At 72.9% G+C, this 17,470-nt stretch carries 14 protein-coding genes; 11 read left to right on the forward strand and 3 right to left on the reverse strand.

Annotated features, from left to right (window positions below; all coding sequences use genetic code 11):
- Nucleotides 1–86 precede the first annotated feature (86 nt).
- The 3 genes from miaB (at nt 87) to ACZ6CL_RS26040 (ending at nt 2,761) form a co-directional block, all read left to right on the forward strand.
- Nucleotides 87–1,577, forward strand: a complete 1,491-nt coding sequence (miaB, locus tag ACZ6CL_RS26030; protein ID WP_468939400.1) for a tRNA (N6-isopentenyl adenosine(37)-C2)-methylthiotransferase MiaB — start codon at nt 87–89, stop codon at nt 1,575–1,577.
- A 64-nt stretch (nt 1,578–1,641) separates the two neighbouring features.
- Nucleotides 1,642–1,947, forward strand: coding sequence for a hypothetical protein (locus ACZ6CL_RS26035; protein ID WP_468939401.1), 306 nt, complete (start codon nt 1,642–1,644; stop codon nt 1,945–1,947).
- A gap of 10 nt (nt 1,948–1,957) precedes the next feature.
- A complete protein-coding gene (locus ACZ6CL_RS26040; RefSeq protein ID WP_468939402.1) occupies nt 1,958–2,761 on the forward strand; it encodes a class III extradiol dioxygenase subunit B-like domain-containing protein in 804 nt (267 codons plus the stop codon).
- A gap of 93 nt (nt 2,762–2,854) precedes the next feature.
- Here ACZ6CL_RS26040 and ACZ6CL_RS26045 read toward each other — a convergent pair whose 3' ends face one another.
- Nucleotides 2,855–3,115, reverse strand: coding sequence for an antitoxin (locus ACZ6CL_RS26045; RefSeq protein WP_468939404.1), 261 nt, complete (start codon nt 3,113–3,115; stop codon nt 2,855–2,857).
- 25 nt (nt 3,116–3,140) lie between these two features.
- Nucleotides 3,141–3,320 (reverse strand): gliding motility protein, encoded by a 180-nt coding sequence (locus ACZ6CL_RS26050; RefSeq protein WP_468939406.1) that lies wholly within the window; start codon nt 3,318–3,320, stop codon nt 3,141–3,143.
- 272 nt (nt 3,321–3,592) lie between these two features.
- Between ACZ6CL_RS26050 and miaA the strand changes: the two genes are divergently transcribed.
- The 6 genes from miaA (at nt 3,593) to hflX (ending at nt 11,833) form a co-directional block, all read left to right on the forward strand.
- A complete protein-coding gene (gene miaA, locus ACZ6CL_RS26055; protein ID WP_468939408.1) occupies nt 3,593–4,531 on the forward strand; it encodes a tRNA (adenosine(37)-N6)-dimethylallyltransferase MiaA in 939 nt (312 codons plus the stop codon).
- A gap of 106 nt (nt 4,532–4,637) precedes the next feature.
- On the forward strand, nt 4,638–5,138 hold the full coding sequence (locus ACZ6CL_RS26060) for a hypothetical protein (RefSeq protein WP_468939410.1): 501 nt from the start codon (nt 4,638–4,640) through the stop codon (nt 5,136–5,138).
- 73 nt (nt 5,139–5,211) lie between these two features.
- Entirely contained in the window at nt 5,212–6,141 is a 930-nt protein-coding gene (gene dapF, locus ACZ6CL_RS26065; RefSeq protein WP_468939412.1) for a diaminopimelate epimerase, read from the forward strand.
- Between the two features lie 137 nt (nt 6,142–6,278).
- Complete coding sequence (locus tag ACZ6CL_RS26070) at nt 6,279–8,468, forward strand: RelA/SpoT family protein (RefSeq protein ID WP_468939413.1); 2,190 nt, start codon at nt 6,279–6,281, stop codon at nt 8,466–8,468.
- 111 nt (nt 8,469–8,579) lie between these two features.
- Nucleotides 8,580–10,211: a M1 family metallopeptidase gene (locus ACZ6CL_RS26075; RefSeq protein WP_468939415.1), complete on the forward strand. Its 1,632-nt coding sequence runs from the start codon at nt 8,580–8,582 to the stop codon at nt 10,209–10,211.
- A gap of 119 nt (nt 10,212–10,330) precedes the next feature.
- The gene (gene hflX, locus ACZ6CL_RS26080) at nt 10,331–11,833 is read left to right on the forward strand and encodes a GTPase HflX (protein WP_468939418.1); all 1,503 of its coding nucleotides are present in this window, start codon (nt 10,331–10,333) and stop codon (nt 11,831–11,833) included.
- A gap of 82 nt (nt 11,834–11,915) precedes the next feature.
- On the opposite strand, the gene ACZ6CL_RS26085 is transcribed toward hflX, so the two are convergent.
- Nucleotides 11,916–13,091, reverse strand: coding sequence for a trypsin-like serine peptidase (locus ACZ6CL_RS26085; protein ID WP_468939420.1), 1,176 nt, complete (start codon nt 13,089–13,091; stop codon nt 11,916–11,918).
- Between the two features lie 274 nt (nt 13,092–13,365).
- On the opposite strand from ACZ6CL_RS26085, the gene ACZ6CL_RS26090 reads away from it, so the two are divergent.
- Together ACZ6CL_RS26090 and ACZ6CL_RS26095 are read left to right on the forward strand one after the other, a co-directional pair.
- A complete protein-coding gene (locus ACZ6CL_RS26090; RefSeq protein ID WP_468939723.1) occupies nt 13,366–14,880 on the forward strand; it encodes a diaminobutyrate--2-oxoglutarate transaminase family protein in 1,515 nt (504 codons plus the stop codon).
- A 535-nt stretch (nt 14,881–15,415) separates the two neighbouring features.
- Nucleotides 15,416–17,422, forward strand: a complete 2,007-nt coding sequence (locus ACZ6CL_RS26095) for an IucA/IucC family protein (RefSeq protein WP_468939726.1) — start codon at nt 15,416–15,418, stop codon at nt 17,420–17,422.
- The last annotated feature ends 48 nt before the right edge of the window (nt 17,423–17,470 follow it).

A 17,470-nucleotide genomic window follows, 5' to 3' on the forward strand; every position in this document is an offset into this window, starting at 1 on the left:
CCTGCCAGGCCCGGTCCCAGGAAGGGAGGGGCCCCGGGAAGGGAGGGGCGGGGGAGCGGGACGAGCACGTACCCTGGTCGATTGAGATGAGTGCGAAGACTTACGAGGTGCGCACCTACGGGTGCCAGATGAACGTCCACGACTCCGAGCGCCTGTCCGGCCTGCTGGAAGGCGCCGGTTATGTCCGCGCGCCCGAAAGTACTGGTGAGGGCGAGGCCGACATCGTCGTCTTCAACACCTGCGCGGTGCGGGAGAACGCCGACAACCGGCTGTACGGCAATCTCGGCAGGCTCGCACCGATCAAGGCGCGGCGCCCGGGCATGCAGATCGCCGTGGGCGGATGCCTGGCCCAGAAGGACCGGGACACCATCGTCAAGAAGGCCCCCTGGGTCGACGTCGTCTTCGGCACCCACAACATCGGCAGCCTGCCGGTGCTGCTGGAGCGCGCCCGGGTCCAGGAAGAGGCCCAGGTCGAGATCGCCGAGTCGCTGGAAGCCTTCCCCTCCACCCTTCCGACCCGGCGCGAGTCCGCGTACGCCGCGTGGGTCTCCATCTCCGTCGGCTGCAACAACACCTGCACGTTCTGCATCGTCCCGGCGCTGCGCGGCAAGGAGAAGGACCGCCGCCCGGGCGACATCCTCGCCGAGGTGGAGGCGCTGGTCGCCGAGGGCGTCACCGAGATCACCCTGCTCGGCCAGAACGTGAACGCGTACGGCTCGGACATCGGCGACCGTGAGGCGTTCAGCAAGCTGCTGCGCGCCTGCGGGAACGTGGAGGGACTGGAGCGGGTCCGGTTCACCTCGCCGCATCCGCGCGACTTCACGGACGACGTCATCGCCGCCATGGCGGAGACCGAGAACGTGATGCCGCAGCTGCACATGCCGCTGCAGTCCGGCTCGGACACCGTGCTGAAGGCGATGCGCCGCTCGTACCGGCAGGAGCGCTACCTCGGCATCATCGAGAAGGTGCGCGCCGCGATGCCGGACGCCGCCATCTCGACCGACATCATCGTCGGCTTCCCCGGCGAGACGGACGAGGACTTCGAGCAGACCCTGCACGTGGTGCGCGAGGCGCGGTTCGCCCAGGCGTTCACCTTCCAGTACTCCAAGCGGCCCGGAACGCCCGCCGCCGAGATGGACGGGCAGCTGCCGAAGGCGGTCGTCCAGGAGCGGTACGAGCGGCTGGTCGCCCTCCAGGAGGAGATCTCCTGGGAGGAGAACAAGAAGCAGGTGGGCCGGACCCTGGAGGTGCTCGTCGCCGAGGGCGAGGGCCGCAAGGACGACGCCACCCGGCGGCTGTCCGGCCGCGCCCCCGACAACCGCCTGGTGCACTTCTCCCGGCCCGAGGAGCCGGTGCGCCCCGGTGACGTCGTCACCGTCGACATCACCTACGCCGCGCCGCACCACCTGCTGGCCGAGGGCCCGGCCCGGGGTGTCCGGCGCACGCGCGCGGGCGACGCCTGGGAGCGGCGGAACGCGGCCGGGGAGAAGAAGCCCGCGGGCGTGATGCTGGGGCTGCCGACCATCGGCGTGCCCGCCCCTGCCCCGGCGCCCGCGACGGGCTGCGGCTGCGACTGACGGGCTGCGGCCGCGACCGCCGAGCGACGGGCGCGGCGGCACACGGAACCGACGGGGGAACGGAATGACGACATGGTGGGGCCTGCTGGTCGAGGACTACCTCCAGATCATGGGCCCGGGGGCCCGCAACCACTCGATCACGGCGCTGGGCCATGTCCGGGGGAGCCGTGAGGAGGCGCTGGAGGCTCTGCGCGAGCGCGCGCTGCGGTACGAGCCCCGGCACCCGGTGAACCCGTACCGGACGCTGGTGTACCGGGACGGGGACGTCTTCCTGATGGTCCTGGAGGCCGCGACCGGCAACTACTGCTACCGGTTCAGGGTGGCCGAGCTGCTGTGGGACTCGGCACCCCGCCCCGAGCCCGCCGGATAGGCTGGCGATCATGCTGATCGCCGCCGCCGTCTGTCCGTGTCCGCCACTGCTGGTGCCCGAGGTGGCCGCCGGAGCGGCCCCCGAGCTGGACGCGCTGCGCGCGGCCTGCCTGGACGCGGTGGCGGCGCTCGCGGCGGCCCGGCCCGAGCGGCTGATCGTGGCCGGACCGGCGGAGCAGGCCGGACGCGGGGCCCACGCGCAGGGCGCGACCGGATCGTTCCGCGGCTTCGGCGTGGACGTGGAGGTACGGCTCGGGGGCGCCGCGCCGACAGGTGCCGAACACGGTGGCGAGACCGGGGACGGGGCGGCCCTGGAAGGGGCGTCCGTGGCCGGGGACGGGGCGCCTGTGGCCGGGGACGGGGCGCCCGGCAGGCAGCTGCCGCCGTCGCTGGCGGTCGGCGCCTGGCTGCTGGAGCGCGCGGGGTGGGACGTTTCTCCCGTCGAGGGGCTGGGAGTGGGGGAACCTCTCGAGGCCGAGCGGTGTATCCATGTCGGAAGGAAGCTCGCCGCGTCGGCGGAGCGGGTCGCGCTGCTGGTGATGGGCGACGGCAGCGCGTGCCGGACGCTGAAGGCACCGGGCTATCTCGACGAGCGCGCCGCCGCGTTCGACGCCGAGCTGGCGCGTGCGCTGGCGGCGGCCGACACCGCGGCCCTCGCGGCGCTCGACGAGCGGCTGGCCTGCGAGCTGAAGGCGGCTGGCCGCGCCCCGCTGCAGGTGCTCGCGGGGGCGGCCGAAGGGGCGGGGCTGAAGGGGGAGTTGCGGTATGACGAGGCGCCATACGGCGTGGGGTATTTCGTGGCCCGCTGGGCGTAGCGCGGGCATCGCCGGCCACCTGCGCGGTGCGGTCCGGGCACAAGACCGCCGCGGCCGCGATGCATCCGCTCCGCGGCCGCGTAACGGCGGGGGTCAGGCGCTGTCGCCGCTCTGGTCCTTGCGCTCGCTCCCGCTTCGGTCCTCGTTCCGGTGGGAGAGGCGGTTGAGGGCGCCCTTCGCCTTGTCCGTGCCGGTCTCGATCTTTGCGCTGTACTTGCCCTTGGTCCTGGTGTCGACCTTCTTGGCTGCCTTGTCGAGACCCTGCTCGATCCTGGCCTCGTGCCGCTGTGCGAAGCTGCCGGCCCGGTCCTTCATGACACCGGCCTTGGCCTTGAGATTGTCCAGCAGGCCCATGGGCCACCTTCCCTCATCGGATCCCTTATGTGCGGGCGCCCTCACCGGCCTCGCTGTCGGCCGTCTCGGCCGCGGACTGCTGCTTCGGGATGGCTGCCGCCCCCTCGCCCGTCGCGGCCCCCTCGCCCGTCGCGGCCCCCTCCTCGCTCCGCTCCGGCTCCGCCTCTGCCTCGGCGGTGGCCCCGGGGGCCGGTGCCGCGGTCACGGCGTCGGCCGCGGACTGCTCGGATGGCGCTGCTTCGAACGAACGGCTCGTCTCCTTCGATGCACGACGAAACCTGGAAAACACGCCCATATCTACTCCATAGCCTACTCGTGTGGGCGAAATCCCTTGCCGCTCGGAGCGTCCCATTGCGCCGCTCGCGGGCACCGGCCCCCCGAACCGGTCCTCGGAACCTCGCAACAGGCAACGATCACGGCCGTCCCCCGTCACGTCGCTCGTTCGAGGAGGCCCCCGGGGTTTGCGAGACTGGGCGGGTGAATACAGCAGGCCATCCGCCGCGAGTCATCGCCGTCGTCGGGCCCACCGCGGCCGGTAAGTCCGACTTGGGCGTCGCGCTCGCCCGACACCTCGACGGCGAGGTCGTCAACGCCGACTCCATGCAGCTCTACCGGGGCATGGATATCGGCACCGCCAAACTGACGGAGGAGGAGCGGAAGGGGGTGCCGCACCGTCTGCTCGGCATCTGGGACGTCACCCAGACGGCCAGCGTCGCCGAGTACCAGCGGCTGGCCCGCGCCGAGATGGACCGGCTGCTCGCCGAGGGCCGTACGCCGGTCCTGGTCGGCGGCTCCGGCCTGTACATCCGCGGAGCGATCGACGCGCTCGACTTCCCGGGCACCGACCCCGCCGTGCGGGCCAGGCTCGAAGCCGAGCTGACGGAGCTGGGTTCGGGAGTCCTGCACGCCCGGCTGGCGGCCGCCGACCCCGAGGCGGGCCGGGCGATCCTGCCCAGCAACGGCCGGCGGGTGGTGCGGGCGCTGGAGGTCATAGAGATCACCGGCCGTCCCTTCACCGCCAACCTCCCCGGTCACGAGGCCGTCTACGACACCCTCCAGATCGGCGTGGACGTCGAGCGGCCCGAGCTGGACGAGCGGATCACCGGGCGCGTGGACCGGATGTGGGAGGCCGGGCTGGTGGACGAGGTCAGGGGGCTCGAAGCGGCCGGGCTGCGGGAGGGGCGTACGGCCTCCCGGGCGCTCGGCTATCAGCAGGTGCTCGCCGCCCTCGCCGGAGAGTGCACGGAGGACGAGGCACGCGCCGAGACCGTGCGCGCCACCAAGCGGTTCGCGCGCCGCCAGGACTCCTGGTTCCGCCGCGATCCGCGGGTCCACTGGCTCAGCGGAGCGGCCGCGGACCGGGAAGAACTCCTGGCGAGCGCGCTCGCGTTGGTTGAACGGGCGGTCACAGCCTGATCACGTCATGGCATCGGGACGCTCCGCTCGTCATCGAGGCCCCCGCGAGCATGCCATCATCAAGCTCCGATCGTGCGTGTGTCTGGAGTGGGGAGGGCGTGTGGCGATGGAGGCCGGCCCTCGCAACGCATCGCAGCAAGCAGCACGGAACTCGCCGCACGGCGATCCCGGGCCGCTGACCCCGGACGGCCCCGACGATGCCCCCGCGCTCCCCGAGCTGGGGGACCCGGTTCTCGACGAGGCGGGGGAGCCGGGTGAGGCGGGCTCCGGGGAGTCCTTCCGCGAACTGCGCCCGCCCCGCCGGATGCGGATCTGGCAGATCGCGCCGATCGTCGGCCTCGCCATCCTCGGCTCGCTGATGTTCGCCTTCCCGCTCGCCTTCGAGTTCGGCGACGGAGGCGCTGTCGTGGCCATGCTCGGCCTGCTGCTCAGCTGCTGCGCGGCGGGCTGGGGCCTGATGGCCGCCCGCCGGGTGGGCTACACCTGGCCCGGCCTGCCGCCCCGGGGCTCCGGCCGCCGCCCGGACTGGCGCTTCGTCGTGCTCTACGTGGTGATCGTGGGGCTGCTCGCGGCCCTCACCATCTGGCGTGTGGCCCGCCTGCGCTAGGTCCGTCCCCCGGTGTCCCCGGGCCCGCCCGGCACGGAGCGACGACCCGTGCGGCGCCCCGTAGGATCGAGGAATGAGCAACGCGCCCCGGCTGCGGTTCCTGAAGGGCCACGGCACTGAGAACGACTTCGTCATCGTCCCCGACCTGGACGGTCACCTGGAGCTGTCCGCGGCCGCCGTCGCCCGGATCTGCGACCGCCGCGCCGGAGTCGGCGGCGACGGGCTGATCCGCGTCGTACGGTCGTCGGCGCACCCCGAGGCGCGGGCCATGGCTGCCGAGGCCGAGTGGTTCATGGACTACCGCAACGGCGACGGCAGCATCGCCGAGATGTGCGGGAACGGCGTCCGTGTGTTCGCCCGGTACCTGCGGCGGGCGGGGCTCGCCGAGGAGGGCGACCTGACGATCGCGACCCGGGCCGGGCTGCGGCATGTCCACATCGCCAAGGCCGCCGCGGATGCCGAGGCCGCCGGGGAGCCCGGTGGCGCCCCGGACGGCGGCGCGATCACCGTCGGCATGGGCAAGGCCGCGCTGCCAGAGCCCGACGGCGGCATCACCGTCGCGGTCGGCGACCGGACCTGGCCCGCCCGCAACGTGAACATGGGTAACCCGCACGCGGTCGCCTTCGTCGACGACCTCGACCAGGCCGGGAACCTGTTCACGGCCCCCGCCGTGCACCCCGCCGCCGCGTACCCGGACGGCACCAACGTCGAGTTCGTCGTCGACCGCGGCCCGCGGCACGTCGCGATGCGCGTGCACGAGCGCGGCTCCGGCGAGACGCGTTCCTGCGGCACCGGCGCCTGCGCCGTCATGGTGGCCGCCGCGCGCCGCGACGGGGCCGATCCGGGCGTCACCGGGCGGCCCGTCACGTACACGGTGGACGTACCGGGTGGGCGACTTGTGATCAGCGAGCGGCCGGACGGTACGGTGGAGATGACGGGCCCTGCCGTGATCGTTGCCGAGGGGGAGCTTGACCCCGTATGGCTGGACGCGGCCCTCGACTGAACTCGTCCCTCTCATGGGTGATCCGTTTCACTCTGGGCGAGAGCCGGTCAGCCGTGCGTGGTGGGCTCGATAGCATCAAGCACCGGCCCCGGGGGAGTGCCCACGCCGGTTGACGCTCGACGCCGCCGGAGGTGCCCATGAGCGCAGAGGCCCCAGATCAAGCCGCTCTCGGCCGCAGGCGCGGCCTCCCCCGCATCGACCTGCGCAATATCCGCAGATTCGGCCGGGCCGCGCTGCAGGGACCGGCATCGCGGGACCGGCTGCCGGACGCGATCGAACACGTCGCGAAGGTGCACCGTGCGTACCACCCGGGCGCCGATCTGGACGTGCTGCGCCAGGCGTACGTCCTCGCCGAGTCCTCCCACCGCGGCCAGATGCGCAAGAGCGGTGAGCCGTACATCACCCATCCGCTGGCCGTCACGCTCATCCTCGCCGAACTGGGCGCCGAGACCACCACGTTGACGGCGTCCCTGCTCCACGACACGGTCGAGGACACCGAGGTGACGCTCGACCAGGTAGGGGAGCAGTTCGGCGAGGAGGTGCGCTATCTCGTCGACGGCGTCACCAAGTTGGAGAAGGTCGACTACGGGGCGGCGGCCGAGCCCGAGACGTTCCGCAAGATGCTCGTGGCCACCGGCAACGACGTCCGGGTGATGTCGATCAAACTCGCCGACCGGCTGCACAACATGCGCACCCTCGGCGTGATGCGCCCCGAGAAGCAGGCCCGCATCGCCAAGGTCACCCGCGATGTCCTGATCCCGCTGGCCGAACGGCTCGGCGTGCAGGCGCTCAAGACCGAGCTGGAGGACCTGGTCTTCGCGATCCTCCACCCCGAGGAGTACGCCCGCACCCGGGAGCTGCTCCAGGCCCACGCGGAACGCCCCGACCCGCTCGCCCAGGCCGCCGGGGACGTACGGGCCGTGCTGCAGGAGGCGGGCATCACCGCCGAAGTCCTGGTGCGCCCACGGCACTTCGTCTCCGTCCACCGCGCCGGGATCAAACGCGGCGAGCTGACCGGATCCGACCTCGGGCGGCTTCTGGTCCTCGTCGCCGAGGACGCGGACTGTTACGCGGTCCTCGGCGAGCTGCACACCTGTTTCACGCCGGTGATCTCGGAGTTCAAGGACTTCATCGCCGTCCCCAAGTTCAACCTGTACCAATCGCTGCACACGGCCGTGGCCGGGCGCACCGGCGAGGTCGCCGAAGTCCTCATCCGTACGCACCAGATGCACCGGGTCGCCGAGGCAGGGGTGATCGCGCTCGGCAATCCGTACGCCCCGACCGAGACGGCCGCCGCGCCCGAGGGCGAGCGGGCCGACCCCACCCGCCCCGGCTGGCTGTCCCGGCTGCTCGAATGGCAGAGCGCCACGCCCGACCCCGACATCTTCTGGACCGCGCTGCGCGACGACCTCGCCCAGGACCGGGAGATCACGGTCTTCCGCTCCGACGGCGGCACCCTGGGCCTGCCCGCGGGCGCGAGCTGCGTGGACGCCGCGTACGCCCAGTACGGCGAGGACGCCCACTCCTGTATCGGGGCCCGGGTCAACGGGCGGATCGCGACCCTCAGCACCGTGCTGTGCGACGGTGACACGCTCCAGCTGCTGATGACGGGGGACGCGGCCTCGTCCGGGCCCTCGCCGGAATGGCTCGACCACGCCCGTACCCCGGCCGCGCGCATCGCCATCAACCGCTGGCTGGCCGCCCACCCGGCCGATCCGGCGCACGAGCCGCCGCAGGGCCAGGCGCCCGGCGCCGAGCATCTGCACGGCCCCGAGGATCCGGACGAGGCCGATCCGGAAGAGGCGGGGGACGAGGGCGCCCCCGCGCTGCCCGGGGTCCCCGCGGGCCGTCCGGAGGCGGGCATCGTCGTCGACCTGCCCGGCGTGATCGTACGGCTGGCCCGGTGCTGCACCCCCGTACCGCCGGACGCCGTCACCGGCTTCGCGGTGCGCGGCGGTGCCGTCACCGTTCACCGCGAGCGGTGCCCCGCCGTGGCGCGGATGACCGCCGCCGGGCGGGAGCGGGTCGGGGTGCGCTGGTCGGAGGAGGACGACGGGGACGGGGGCGACTACCGGGTCACCCTCTTCGCGGAGGCGTTCAGCAGGCCCCATCTGCTCGCGGATCTCACCGAGGCTATCGCCGCGGAGGGGGCGGAGGTGGTCGCCGCCGCTGTCGAACCGCCGCGTGAGCAGCGGGTCCGCCATACGTACACGCTCCAGCTGTCCGACGCGGGCCGGCTGCCGACGCTGATGCGGGCCATGCGCGACGTTCCCGGCGTCTACGACGTGACCCGGGAGGGCCGCCGAGTGGCGACCGCCCGTTCCTGAACTCCTTCGGGTGGATCGGGCCCGGGTGGGACTGCGTCCGCGCCCGGGCGCTGATAGCCGTAAGGCATGACGCATTCTCCGGGCCCTCGCCGCCCCGGTCCCCTTCCGCGGATGGGGCGCCGCAGGACCGCCCTCGTGGCCGTCGCCCTGGCCGCCGTCCTCGCCTCGGTCGGCCCGTCCTCCGCCGCCGGGCCGGTGAGTGCCACGGGCCCGCGGGCGCTCGGCATCGGCGACCCGCTCTACCCGCGGCTGGGCAACCCCGGCTATGACGTCACGGCGTACGACATCGCCCTGGACTACCGCCGCGCCGACCGGCCGCTGAACGCCGTCACCACCATCGACGCCCGCGCCACCACCGGATTACGCACCCTCAACCTGGACTTCACCCGGGGCACCGTGCGCTCCGTGAGCGTCGACGGCGCGCCCGCCGCGTTCACCACCGCACGCGAGGACCTGGTCATCACCCCGCGCACCAGGATCGCTCGGGGCGCCGGGTTCCGCGTCACCGTCCGGCACACCAGCGACCCGGGGGACGGCGCGGGGGGTGGCTGGGTCCGCACCCGGGACGGGCTGGCCATGGCCAACCAGGCCGACGCCGCCCACCGGGTCTTCCCGTGTAACGACCATCCGTCCGACAAGGCGCGCTTCATCTTCCGGATCACCGCGCCGAAGGACCTCACGGTCGTCGCGGGCGGCCTTCGGGCCGGGCGCGTCCGCGAGGGGGCGCGCACCACCTGGACGTACCGCCTCGCCCACCCCATGGCCACCGAGCTGGCGCAGGTCTCCATCGGCCGTTCCGCCGTGCTCCACCGCACCGGCCCGCACGGGCTGCCGGTGCGCGACGTGGTGCCCGTCGCGGACCGTGAGAAGCTCGCGAAGTGGCTCGCGCGCACTCCGGGACAGCTGACCTGGATGGAGAAGAGGGTCGGACCGTACCCCTTCGAGGCCTACGGCGTGCTGATCTCCCAGGCCACCACGGGCTTCGAGCTGGAGACCCAGACGCTCTCGCTCTTCGAACGCGGCCTCTTCATCGGCGACGAGTTCCCGCGGTGGTACGTGGAGTCGATCATGCTGCACGAACTGGCGCACCAGTGGTTCGGCGACAGCGTCAGCCCGCGCCGCTGGTCCGATCTGTGGCTCAGCGAGGGCCACGCCACCTGGTACGAGGCGCTGTACGCGGACCAGTACGGCACGTCGGACCTGCAGCGGCGAATGCGGCTGGCCTACGAGCAGTCCGACGCCTGGCGCGCCGAAGGAGGGCCACCGGCCGCCCCCAGGCCCGCCGCGCCCGGCAAGCAGATCGGGCTGTTCCGGCCGATCGTCTACGACGGCAGCGCGCTGATCCTTTACGCGCTGCGGCAGCGGATCGGCCGGGCGGACTTCGAGCGGCTGGAGCGGCAGTGGGTGGTCCGCCACCGTGACGGCGTGGCTTCGACCGCCGACTTCGTCGGCCTCGCCTCGGAGGTGTCGGGCCGGGACCTGAGCGGCTTCCTGCGTGCGTGGCTGTACGGGGAGAAGACGCCGAAGATGCCCGGGCACCCCGACTGGAAGCCCGACCCGGTGCCGGACGCGGGGCCGGGCGCGAAGCAGGGGGCCAAACCAGGTGCGAAGCCGGGCAACAAGCCGGGCGCCAAGCCAGGGGCCAAGCTGGGCGCGAAGCAGGGGGCCAAGCCGGGGGCCGAGCCCGCGGCACGCCCCGCCCCGCACGGCCCGGCGGCGCGCCATGCCGCGAAACACGGGTGACGGCCCCGCCGCCGCGTGCGACCATCGGGGAGTCGGCGTCGCCGCCGGAGCGGTGGGGAATCCCACGGGTCCGTCGCGCGTTGACGACAGTGACGATGTCCCTCGACGTAAGGATTCCTTTGACCCACTCCTCTTCCCTTCCGCAGGACCGGCAGCGCCCCGCCGAGAGCCTTCGGGCCGACGCCCTGATGGAAGAGGACGTCGCCTGGAGTCACGAGATCGACGAGGAGCGTGACGGCGACCAGTACGACCGCTCCGACCGTGCCGCGCTGCGGCGTGTGGCGGGGCTCTCCACCGAACTCGAGGACGTCACCGAGGTCGAGTACCGGCAGCTGCGCCTGGAGCGCGTGGTGCTGGTCGGCGTCTGGACGTCCGGCACGGTGCAGGACGCGGAGAACTCCCTCGCCGAGCTGGCCGCGCTCGCGGAGACCGCGGGCGCCGCGGTGCTCGACGGCGTCATCCAGCGCCGTAACAAACCCGACCCGGCGACGTACATCGGCTCCGGCAAGGCCGAGGAACTGCGTGATGTCGTGATCGAGTCCGGTGCCGACACCGTCGTGTGCGACGGTGAGCTGAGCCCCGGCCAGCTGATCCATCTTGAGGACGTCGTCAAGGTCAAGGTGGTCGACCGCACCGCCCTGATCCTCGACATCTTCGCCCAGCACGCCAAGTCCCGTGAGGGTAAGGCGCAGGTCTCGCTCGCCCAGATGCAGTACATGCTGCCGAGGCTGCGCGGCTGGGGTCAGTCGCTGTCCCGGCAGATGGGTGGCGGTGGTTCCGGATCGTCGGGCGGCGGTATGGCCACCCGTGGTCCGGGTGAGACCAAGATCGAGACGGACCGGCGCCGCATTCGCGAGAAGATGGCGAAGATGCGCCGCGAGATCGCCGAGATGAAGACCGGCCGCGACATCAAGCGGCAGGAGCGCAGGCGTCACAAGGTCCCCTCGGTCGCCATCGCCGGGTACACCAACGCGGGCAAGTCCTCGCTGCTCAACCGGCTCACCGGCGCGGGCGTACTGGTGGAGAACGCGCTGTTCGCCACCCTGGACCCGACCGTGCGCCGGGCCGAGACCCCCAGCGGGCGGCTGTACACGCTGGCGGACACGGTCGGCTTCGTGCGCCATCTGCCGCACCACTTGGTCGAGGCGTTCCGTTCCACCATGGAGGAGGTCGGCGACGCCGATCTGATCCTCCATGTGGTGGACGGCTCGCATCCGGTGCCGGAGGAGCAGCTGGCCGCGGTGCGCGAGGTGATCCGTGATGTGGGCGCGGTCGATGTGCCCGAGATCGTGATCATCAACAAGGCGGACAAGGCCGACCCGCTCGTGCTGCAGCGGCTGCTGCGCATGGAGCGGCGCGCGATGGCCGTCTCGGCGCGCTCCGGGCAGGGCATCGACGAGCTGCTCGCGGTGATCGATGACGAGCTGCCCCGGCCGCAGGTCGAGATCGAGGCACTGGTGCCGTACACCGAGGGCAAGCTGGTCTCGCGTGCGCACGCCGACGGTGAGGTGATCTCCGAGGAGCACACCCCGGAGGGCACGCTGCTCACCGCACGGGTGCACGAGGAGCTGGCGGCCGAGCTGCGGCGGTTCGTACCGGCCGCGGCAGGCGTGCGGCAGTAGCACCCCAACGGCTCACGGACTCACGGCGAAGGCCCGCCCCCGGGATCGGGGGCGGGCCTTCGCCGCTGCTGAACGCGGGTGGCTACTGGCCCGCGAACTTCTTGCTGACCGCGTTGTAGATGCCCTTGGCCTCGGGGCCCAAGTGGGGGCCCGCCAGCCAGGTGGCGTCGGACGGGCCTATCGAGGTGTTGGACACCAGCGCGGGCTTGCCGTCCGCACCGTTCGCGACCCAGCCGCCGCCGGATGAACCGGCGGTCATCGTGCAGCCGATGCGGTACATGGTCGGCTGCTTGGCATCCAGCGAGAGCCTGCCCGGCTTGTCGGCGCACTGGTCCATCTTCTGGCCGTCGAACGGCGGGGCGGCCGGGTAGCCGGTGGCCGTGATCTCGTCGATGGACTTCACGGCCGGTGCGTTGAAGTCGACCGGCAGCGCGCCGCCGACCGTCTCCTCCAGCGACTTGCCGCCGCTGACCTCAGGCTTCACATGCATGACCGCGAAGTCGTACGGAGCGCCCTTGCCGCCGGTGGCCGCGCCGCTGTCGATCCACTGGGAGGAGGTCTGCGCCCAGTCGGCCCACCAGACGCCCTTGGGGGCGAGTTCTTCCCTGGCGGCGTTCTCCAGCTCGGCCGCCGACTTGCCGGAGTCGTTGTACGAGGGCACGAACATCAGGTTCTTGTACCAGCCGCCGCCCTTGCCCGCGTGGACGCAGTGGCCCGCCGTCCAGACCATGTTGGACTTGCCGGGGTGGGCGGGGTCCTCGACCACGGTCGCGGAGCAGACCATCGACCCCTCGGGGCCGTCGAAGAAGACCTTGCCCGCGTAGGGGACGCGGGAGCTGTACGGGCTGTTGACCTCCTTGGCCTCCACCGGCTGCGGATCGGGGTCGGTCACGCCCTGGTCGTCCGCGATGTCGCTGTCGTCGACCGGCTTGTCCGGCTCCTGGGCCTCCCGCATCCGGTCCGGCTTCCACAGCCCCTTGATGATCGGGTTGATGAAGTCGCCCGCCTCGCGGAGCCAGTCGTCCCGGTCCCACTTGTTCCAGGCGCCGTTCTTCCACTCGTCCAGGTCGACGCCGAGGTTCTGCAGCTTGTCGTTGAGATTGTCGGGCAGCTTGATGTCGTCCGCGCCCTGCTGGTCCGACGACGCGGACGCCTTGGCGTCGGCCGAGTCGTCCGACGATCCACACGCGGTGGCGGTGAGCGCCAGCACGGCGGCGACAGCCGCCGTGGCGAGGGCGGGCCGGCGTTTGAAAGGCATGGGCGGAACTCCCCCTGATGTTCTGAACTGCTTCACGGCCTGACTGCTCACGGCCTGTCTGGATTTGTCATGCTCCCCCCGACAGTGGGGTGATCCCCCACTATGCCGGTGCCGCCTACGACGACTTCAGGCGGGTCCCTGGTTCCCGGCGGCAAGGATCTTCGGTCAGCCCGTGATCCCCGGCCCCACCTGTCGTTGGTACGTACGGGGGACTGCCGGAGGGTGTTCAGCAGCGAGAGGACCGTGAGCCGTGGCCATGACCCAGCTCCCGCCGATGACGCCGGACCCTTCGCCGCCCGCCGGACCGGACGGCGAAGGGGCAGCCGAGGACGCTCCGGCCATCCTGCGGCGCCAGTCGCTGCGGGAGTCGGCCGCCCGCACCTACGCCCGGGCGCTGCCCATCGTCCCGGTGCGCGCCCGCGGGCTGACGATCGAGGGCGCCGACGGCCGCCGCTATCTCGACTGCCTCTCCGGAGCCGGGGCGCTGGCGCTCGGGCACAACCACCCGGTGGTGCTGGAAGCGATCCGCGCCGTGCTGGACTCGGGAGCCCCGCTCCAGATCCTGGACCTGGCCACGCCGGTCAAGGACGCCTTCACGGACGAGCTGTTCGCCACGCTGCCGCCCGAACTGGCCGCGCGCGCCCGGGTGCAGTTCTGCGGGCCCGCGGGCACTGACGCCGTCGAAGCCGCACTCAAGCTGGTCCGCACCGCCACGGGGCGGGACGGCCTGCTGGCCTTCTCCGGGGCCTACCACGGCATGACGGCCGGGGCGCTGGCCGTCTCGGGCGGCGCCCCCGCGGTGAGCGTGACCCGGCTGCCCTATCCCTACGACTACCGCTGCCCGTTCGGGGTGGGCGGTGAGCTTGGCGCGGAACTCGCGGCACGCTGGACCGAGCGGCTGCTGGACGACCCGAAGGGCGGGGCGGGTGCACCGGCCGGGATGATCCTGGAACCGGTGCAGGGCGAGGGCGGGGTGATCCCCGCGCCGGACGGCTGGCTGCGCCGGATGCGGGAGATCACCGCGGCCCGCGGCATCCCGCTCATCGCGGACGAAGTCCAGACCGGCGTGGGGCGCACCGGTTCCTTCTGGGCGGTCGGGCACAGCGGCGTGGTGCCCGATGTGATGGTGCTGTCGAAGGCCATCGGCGGCAGCCTGCCGCTGGCCGTCGTGGTCTACCGGGAAGAGCTGGACGCCTGGCGGCCCGGCGCCCACGCGGGCACCTTCCGGGGCAATCAGCTGGCGATGGCGGCAGGCGCGGCCACTCTCGCCTACGTCCGCGAAAACGGTCTCGCGCAGCGGGCCGCGGTCGTCGGCGAGCGGATGCTGACGCGGCTGCGCACCCTCGCCGCGCGGTGGCCCCACATCGGGGACGTCCGGGGCCGCGGCCTCATGATCGGCCTCGAACTGGTCGATCCGGCGGAGCCGGATCCCGGCAGGGGGCACCCTGTTGCCACGGCCGACACCGCCATGACGACCAGTGCCTTCGCCGGTAGGGACGGCCGCGCTGCCGACCGTACGGACACCGGCGCTGCCGCCCGCCCCGCCGCCCCGATGCTGGCGGCCGCCGTACAGCGGGAGTGCCTGCACCGCGGCCTGATCGTCGAACTCGGCGGCCGCCATTCCGCCGTGATCCGCCTCCTTCCGCCACTGACCATCACCGACGAGCAGGCCGAAGCCGTTCTGGACCGGCTCGCCGATGCCCTGGACGCCGCGATCCGCGCCCTCGGCGACCGCGCCGCCCATGAACTCCCGCCACCTGCCCCGCCCTTCACCGGAGGCCGCCGGTGACGTGCCCCGCTGCCGTAAGACCGCACCACCACCGCACCATCGAAGGAGGCAGGCGCCACGCTCCCGGCATGAAGGCCGTGACGCGAGCGCCGCACCCACCATGCCGCACTCCCCTGGGCGAGCCCCCCTGTATCCCCAGCCGGACCCGGAGGACGGTGCCATGAGCGACCGCACGGCCCGCACCCCCGTCGCCGGGCACTCCGGAGCCGGAGGTGAAGCGCCGTCCTCCGCGCCCTCCGCGCCGCCATGGGGGGCCGCGGAGACGACGACGGGATTCCCGCCCGCGACCGCGCTGACGGAACCACAGCGCCGGGCGCCGGACGCGACGGCGGTATTGCCCCAGCCCTCAGCCCTGCCGCCCGAGTCGGCGGTGCCCCCAGCCGGGCCACCGACCGCCGAGCCCCCCACGGCGGAGCCGCTCGTGCCCCGGCCCCCCACGGCCCTGTCCATGGGGGAGACCCCCGGACTCCCGCCCGCGCTGCCCAAGGCCGCGCCGCCTCAGCCCGCGCCGCCCAAGGCCGCTCCGTCGCAGGCCATGCCAGCTCAGCCCACGCCGCTCCAAGCCGCGCCAGCTCAGCCCGCACCCTCCCCGGCCACGGCGTCCCCGACCCCGCCGCCCCCGGCCACGCCGTCCCAGCCGACGGCACTCGCACCGGCGGCAGCCCCTGCCGAGCCGTCCGTCACCGTGATGGCCCCGGTACCGCGGCAGGACCACAGTGGCCACGCCGTATCCGAGGACCCCGCGCCCCCCGCCGGGCAGGACCCGCTCGACCATCCCGATCCGCCGCTCGCCGCCGACGCCGCGGGGGTCGAGAACCTGCTGCGCTGCTGGGTACGGGAGACCGCCGCAGGGCCCCCGGACAGGGACATCCTGCGCATCCCCCTCGCCGCGAGCGGCACCTCCCTCCAGGTGCCCGTGCGCTACTGGTCGGCCACCGGCTGGCACCGCTTCGGTGAACCGGTGCTGGAACACGGCCCCTGGGACGCCCCCGCCGTCGGCGCGGTGGCCCTCGCGGCGCTGCTCACCCGGGAGGCGGCGTACGCGGCCCGGCAGGAGGAGACCGACGCGGAGGCCTCCGAACTCATCGGCCGGGTCGCGGACTCCGTACGACGCACCGGCCAATTCCTCGCCCACCGCCGGGCCGTGCCCGCCGACCCCGACGCCGGGACCCCCTTCCTCAGCGCGGAACAGTCCCTCCTCCTCGGACACCCCCTTCATCCCACGCCGAAGAGCCGTGAAGGTCTCTCCGACGCCGCGTCACCTGTGTGCTCTCCCGAGGCGCGTGGCTCCTTTCCCCTGCACTGGCTCGCCGTCGACCGGTCCGTGCTCGCCTGCGAGTCGGCCTGGACCGAACGCGGCAGAACCGTGCCGGCCGAACGTCTGGCCCTCTCCCTCGCGGGCAGCGGTCTGCAACTGCCCTCCGGATCCGTGCCCTTGCCCCTGCACCCGTGGCAGGCCCACGAGATCCGGCACCGCCCGGCCGCCGCCGCGCTGTTCGACGCGGGCCTGCTGCACGACCTCGGCCCGGCCGGCGGACGCTGGTACCCCACCTCCTCGGTCCGCACCGTCTACCGGCCCGGCGCGGCAGCGATGCTCAAACTCTCCCTCGGGCTGCGGATCACCAACTCCCGCCGCGAGAACCTCCGCAAGGAGCTTCACCGCGGCGTCGAGGTGCACCGGCTGCTGCGCAGCGGGCTCGCCGAGCAGTGGCGGGCCGCCTTCCCCGGATTCCCCGGCTTCGACATCGTCCGTGACCCGGCCTGGCTCGCGGTGGACGGGCCGGACGGTGACCCCTTGGCCGGGCTCGACGTCGTCATCCGGCACAACCCGTTCGGCCCGGGCGACGACGCCGTCTGTGTCGCAGGGCTCCTCTCGCTCCGCCCCTGGCCGGGGCAGCCCGCCATGCGCTCACGCCTGGCCCGTCTCGTCGCTCGGCTCGCCGCCCGCACCGGTCGCTCCCCGGCGGCCGTCAGCGCCGAGTGGTTCCTGCGCTATCTGCACACGGTCGTACGCCCCGTGCTCTGGCTGGACGGAGAGGCGGGCATCGCCCTGGAGGCACACCAGCAGAACACCCTGGTGCTGCTGGACCCGGACGGCTGGCCGGTCGGGGGCCGCTACCGGGACAACCAGGGCTACTACTTCCGCGAGTCCCGGTATGACGAGCTCCAGCGGCGGCTGCCCGGCATCGGCGGGGTCAGCGACACCTTCGTATCCGACGAGGTCACCGATGAGCGCTTCGCCTACTACCTCGGCGTCAACAACGTCCTCGGCGTGATCGGAGCGTTCGGGTCGCAGCGGCTCGCCGACGAGCGCGTGCTGCTGGCCGCGTTCCGCCGCTTCCTCGCCGACGCCGCGTCCGGCCCCGGCAAGCTCCGCTCGCGGTTGCCCGCCCGCCTCCTGGAGGCGCCCACCCTGCGCTGCAAGGCCAATCTGTTCACCCGTCTGCGCGGCTTGGACGAACTCGTGGGGCCGGTCGACACCCAGTCCGTCTACGTCACCATCGCCAACCCCCTTGTCACGTCCGCCGCTTCCACGGCATGACCTCCGTCCACCCCGCCGGTCACGCCCCTCACGGCGCGTCCGAGATCC

Source organism: Streptomyces sp. NPDC041200, from assembly GCF_055591805.1.

Excerpts from the sequence above, each read along its gene's own strand:
- miaB (WP_468939400.1), top strand. The coding sequence starts at position 87 with ATGAGTGCGAAGACTTACGAGGTGCGCACCTACGGGTGCCAGATGAAC.
- ACZ6CL_RS26035 (WP_468939401.1), top strand. The coding sequence starts at position 1,642 with ATGACGACATGGTGGGGCCTGCTGGTCGAGGACTACCTCCAGATCATG.
- ACZ6CL_RS26040 (WP_468939402.1), top strand. The coding sequence starts at position 1,958 with ATGCTGATCGCCGCCGCCGTCTGTCCGTGTCCGCCACTGCTGGTGCCC.
- ACZ6CL_RS26045 (WP_468939404.1), bottom strand. The coding sequence starts at position 3,115 with ATGGGCCTGCTGGACAATCTCAAGGCCAAGGCCGGTGTCATGAAGGAC.
- ACZ6CL_RS26060 (WP_468939410.1), top strand. The coding sequence starts at position 4,638 with ATGGAGGCCGGCCCTCGCAACGCATCGCAGCAAGCAGCACGGAACTCG.
- dapF (WP_468939412.1), top strand. The coding sequence starts at position 5,212 with ATGAGCAACGCGCCCCGGCTGCGGTTCCTGAAGGGCCACGGCACTGAG.
- ACZ6CL_RS26070 (WP_468939413.1), top strand. The coding sequence starts at position 6,279 with ATGAGCGCAGAGGCCCCAGATCAAGCCGCTCTCGGCCGCAGGCGCGGC.
- ACZ6CL_RS26075 (WP_468939415.1), top strand. The coding sequence starts at position 8,580 with ATGGGGCGCCGCAGGACCGCCCTCGTGGCCGTCGCCCTGGCCGCCGTC.
- ACZ6CL_RS26085 (WP_468939420.1), bottom strand. The coding sequence starts at position 13,091 with ATGCCTTTCAAACGCCGGCCCGCCCTCGCCACGGCGGCTGTCGCCGCC.
- ACZ6CL_RS26090 (WP_468939723.1), top strand. The coding sequence starts at position 13,366 with ATGACGCCGGACCCTTCGCCGCCCGCCGGACCGGACGGCGAAGGGGCA.
- ACZ6CL_RS26095 (WP_468939726.1), top strand. The coding sequence starts at position 15,416 with ATGCCAGCTCAGCCCACGCCGCTCCAAGCCGCGCCAGCTCAGCCCGCA.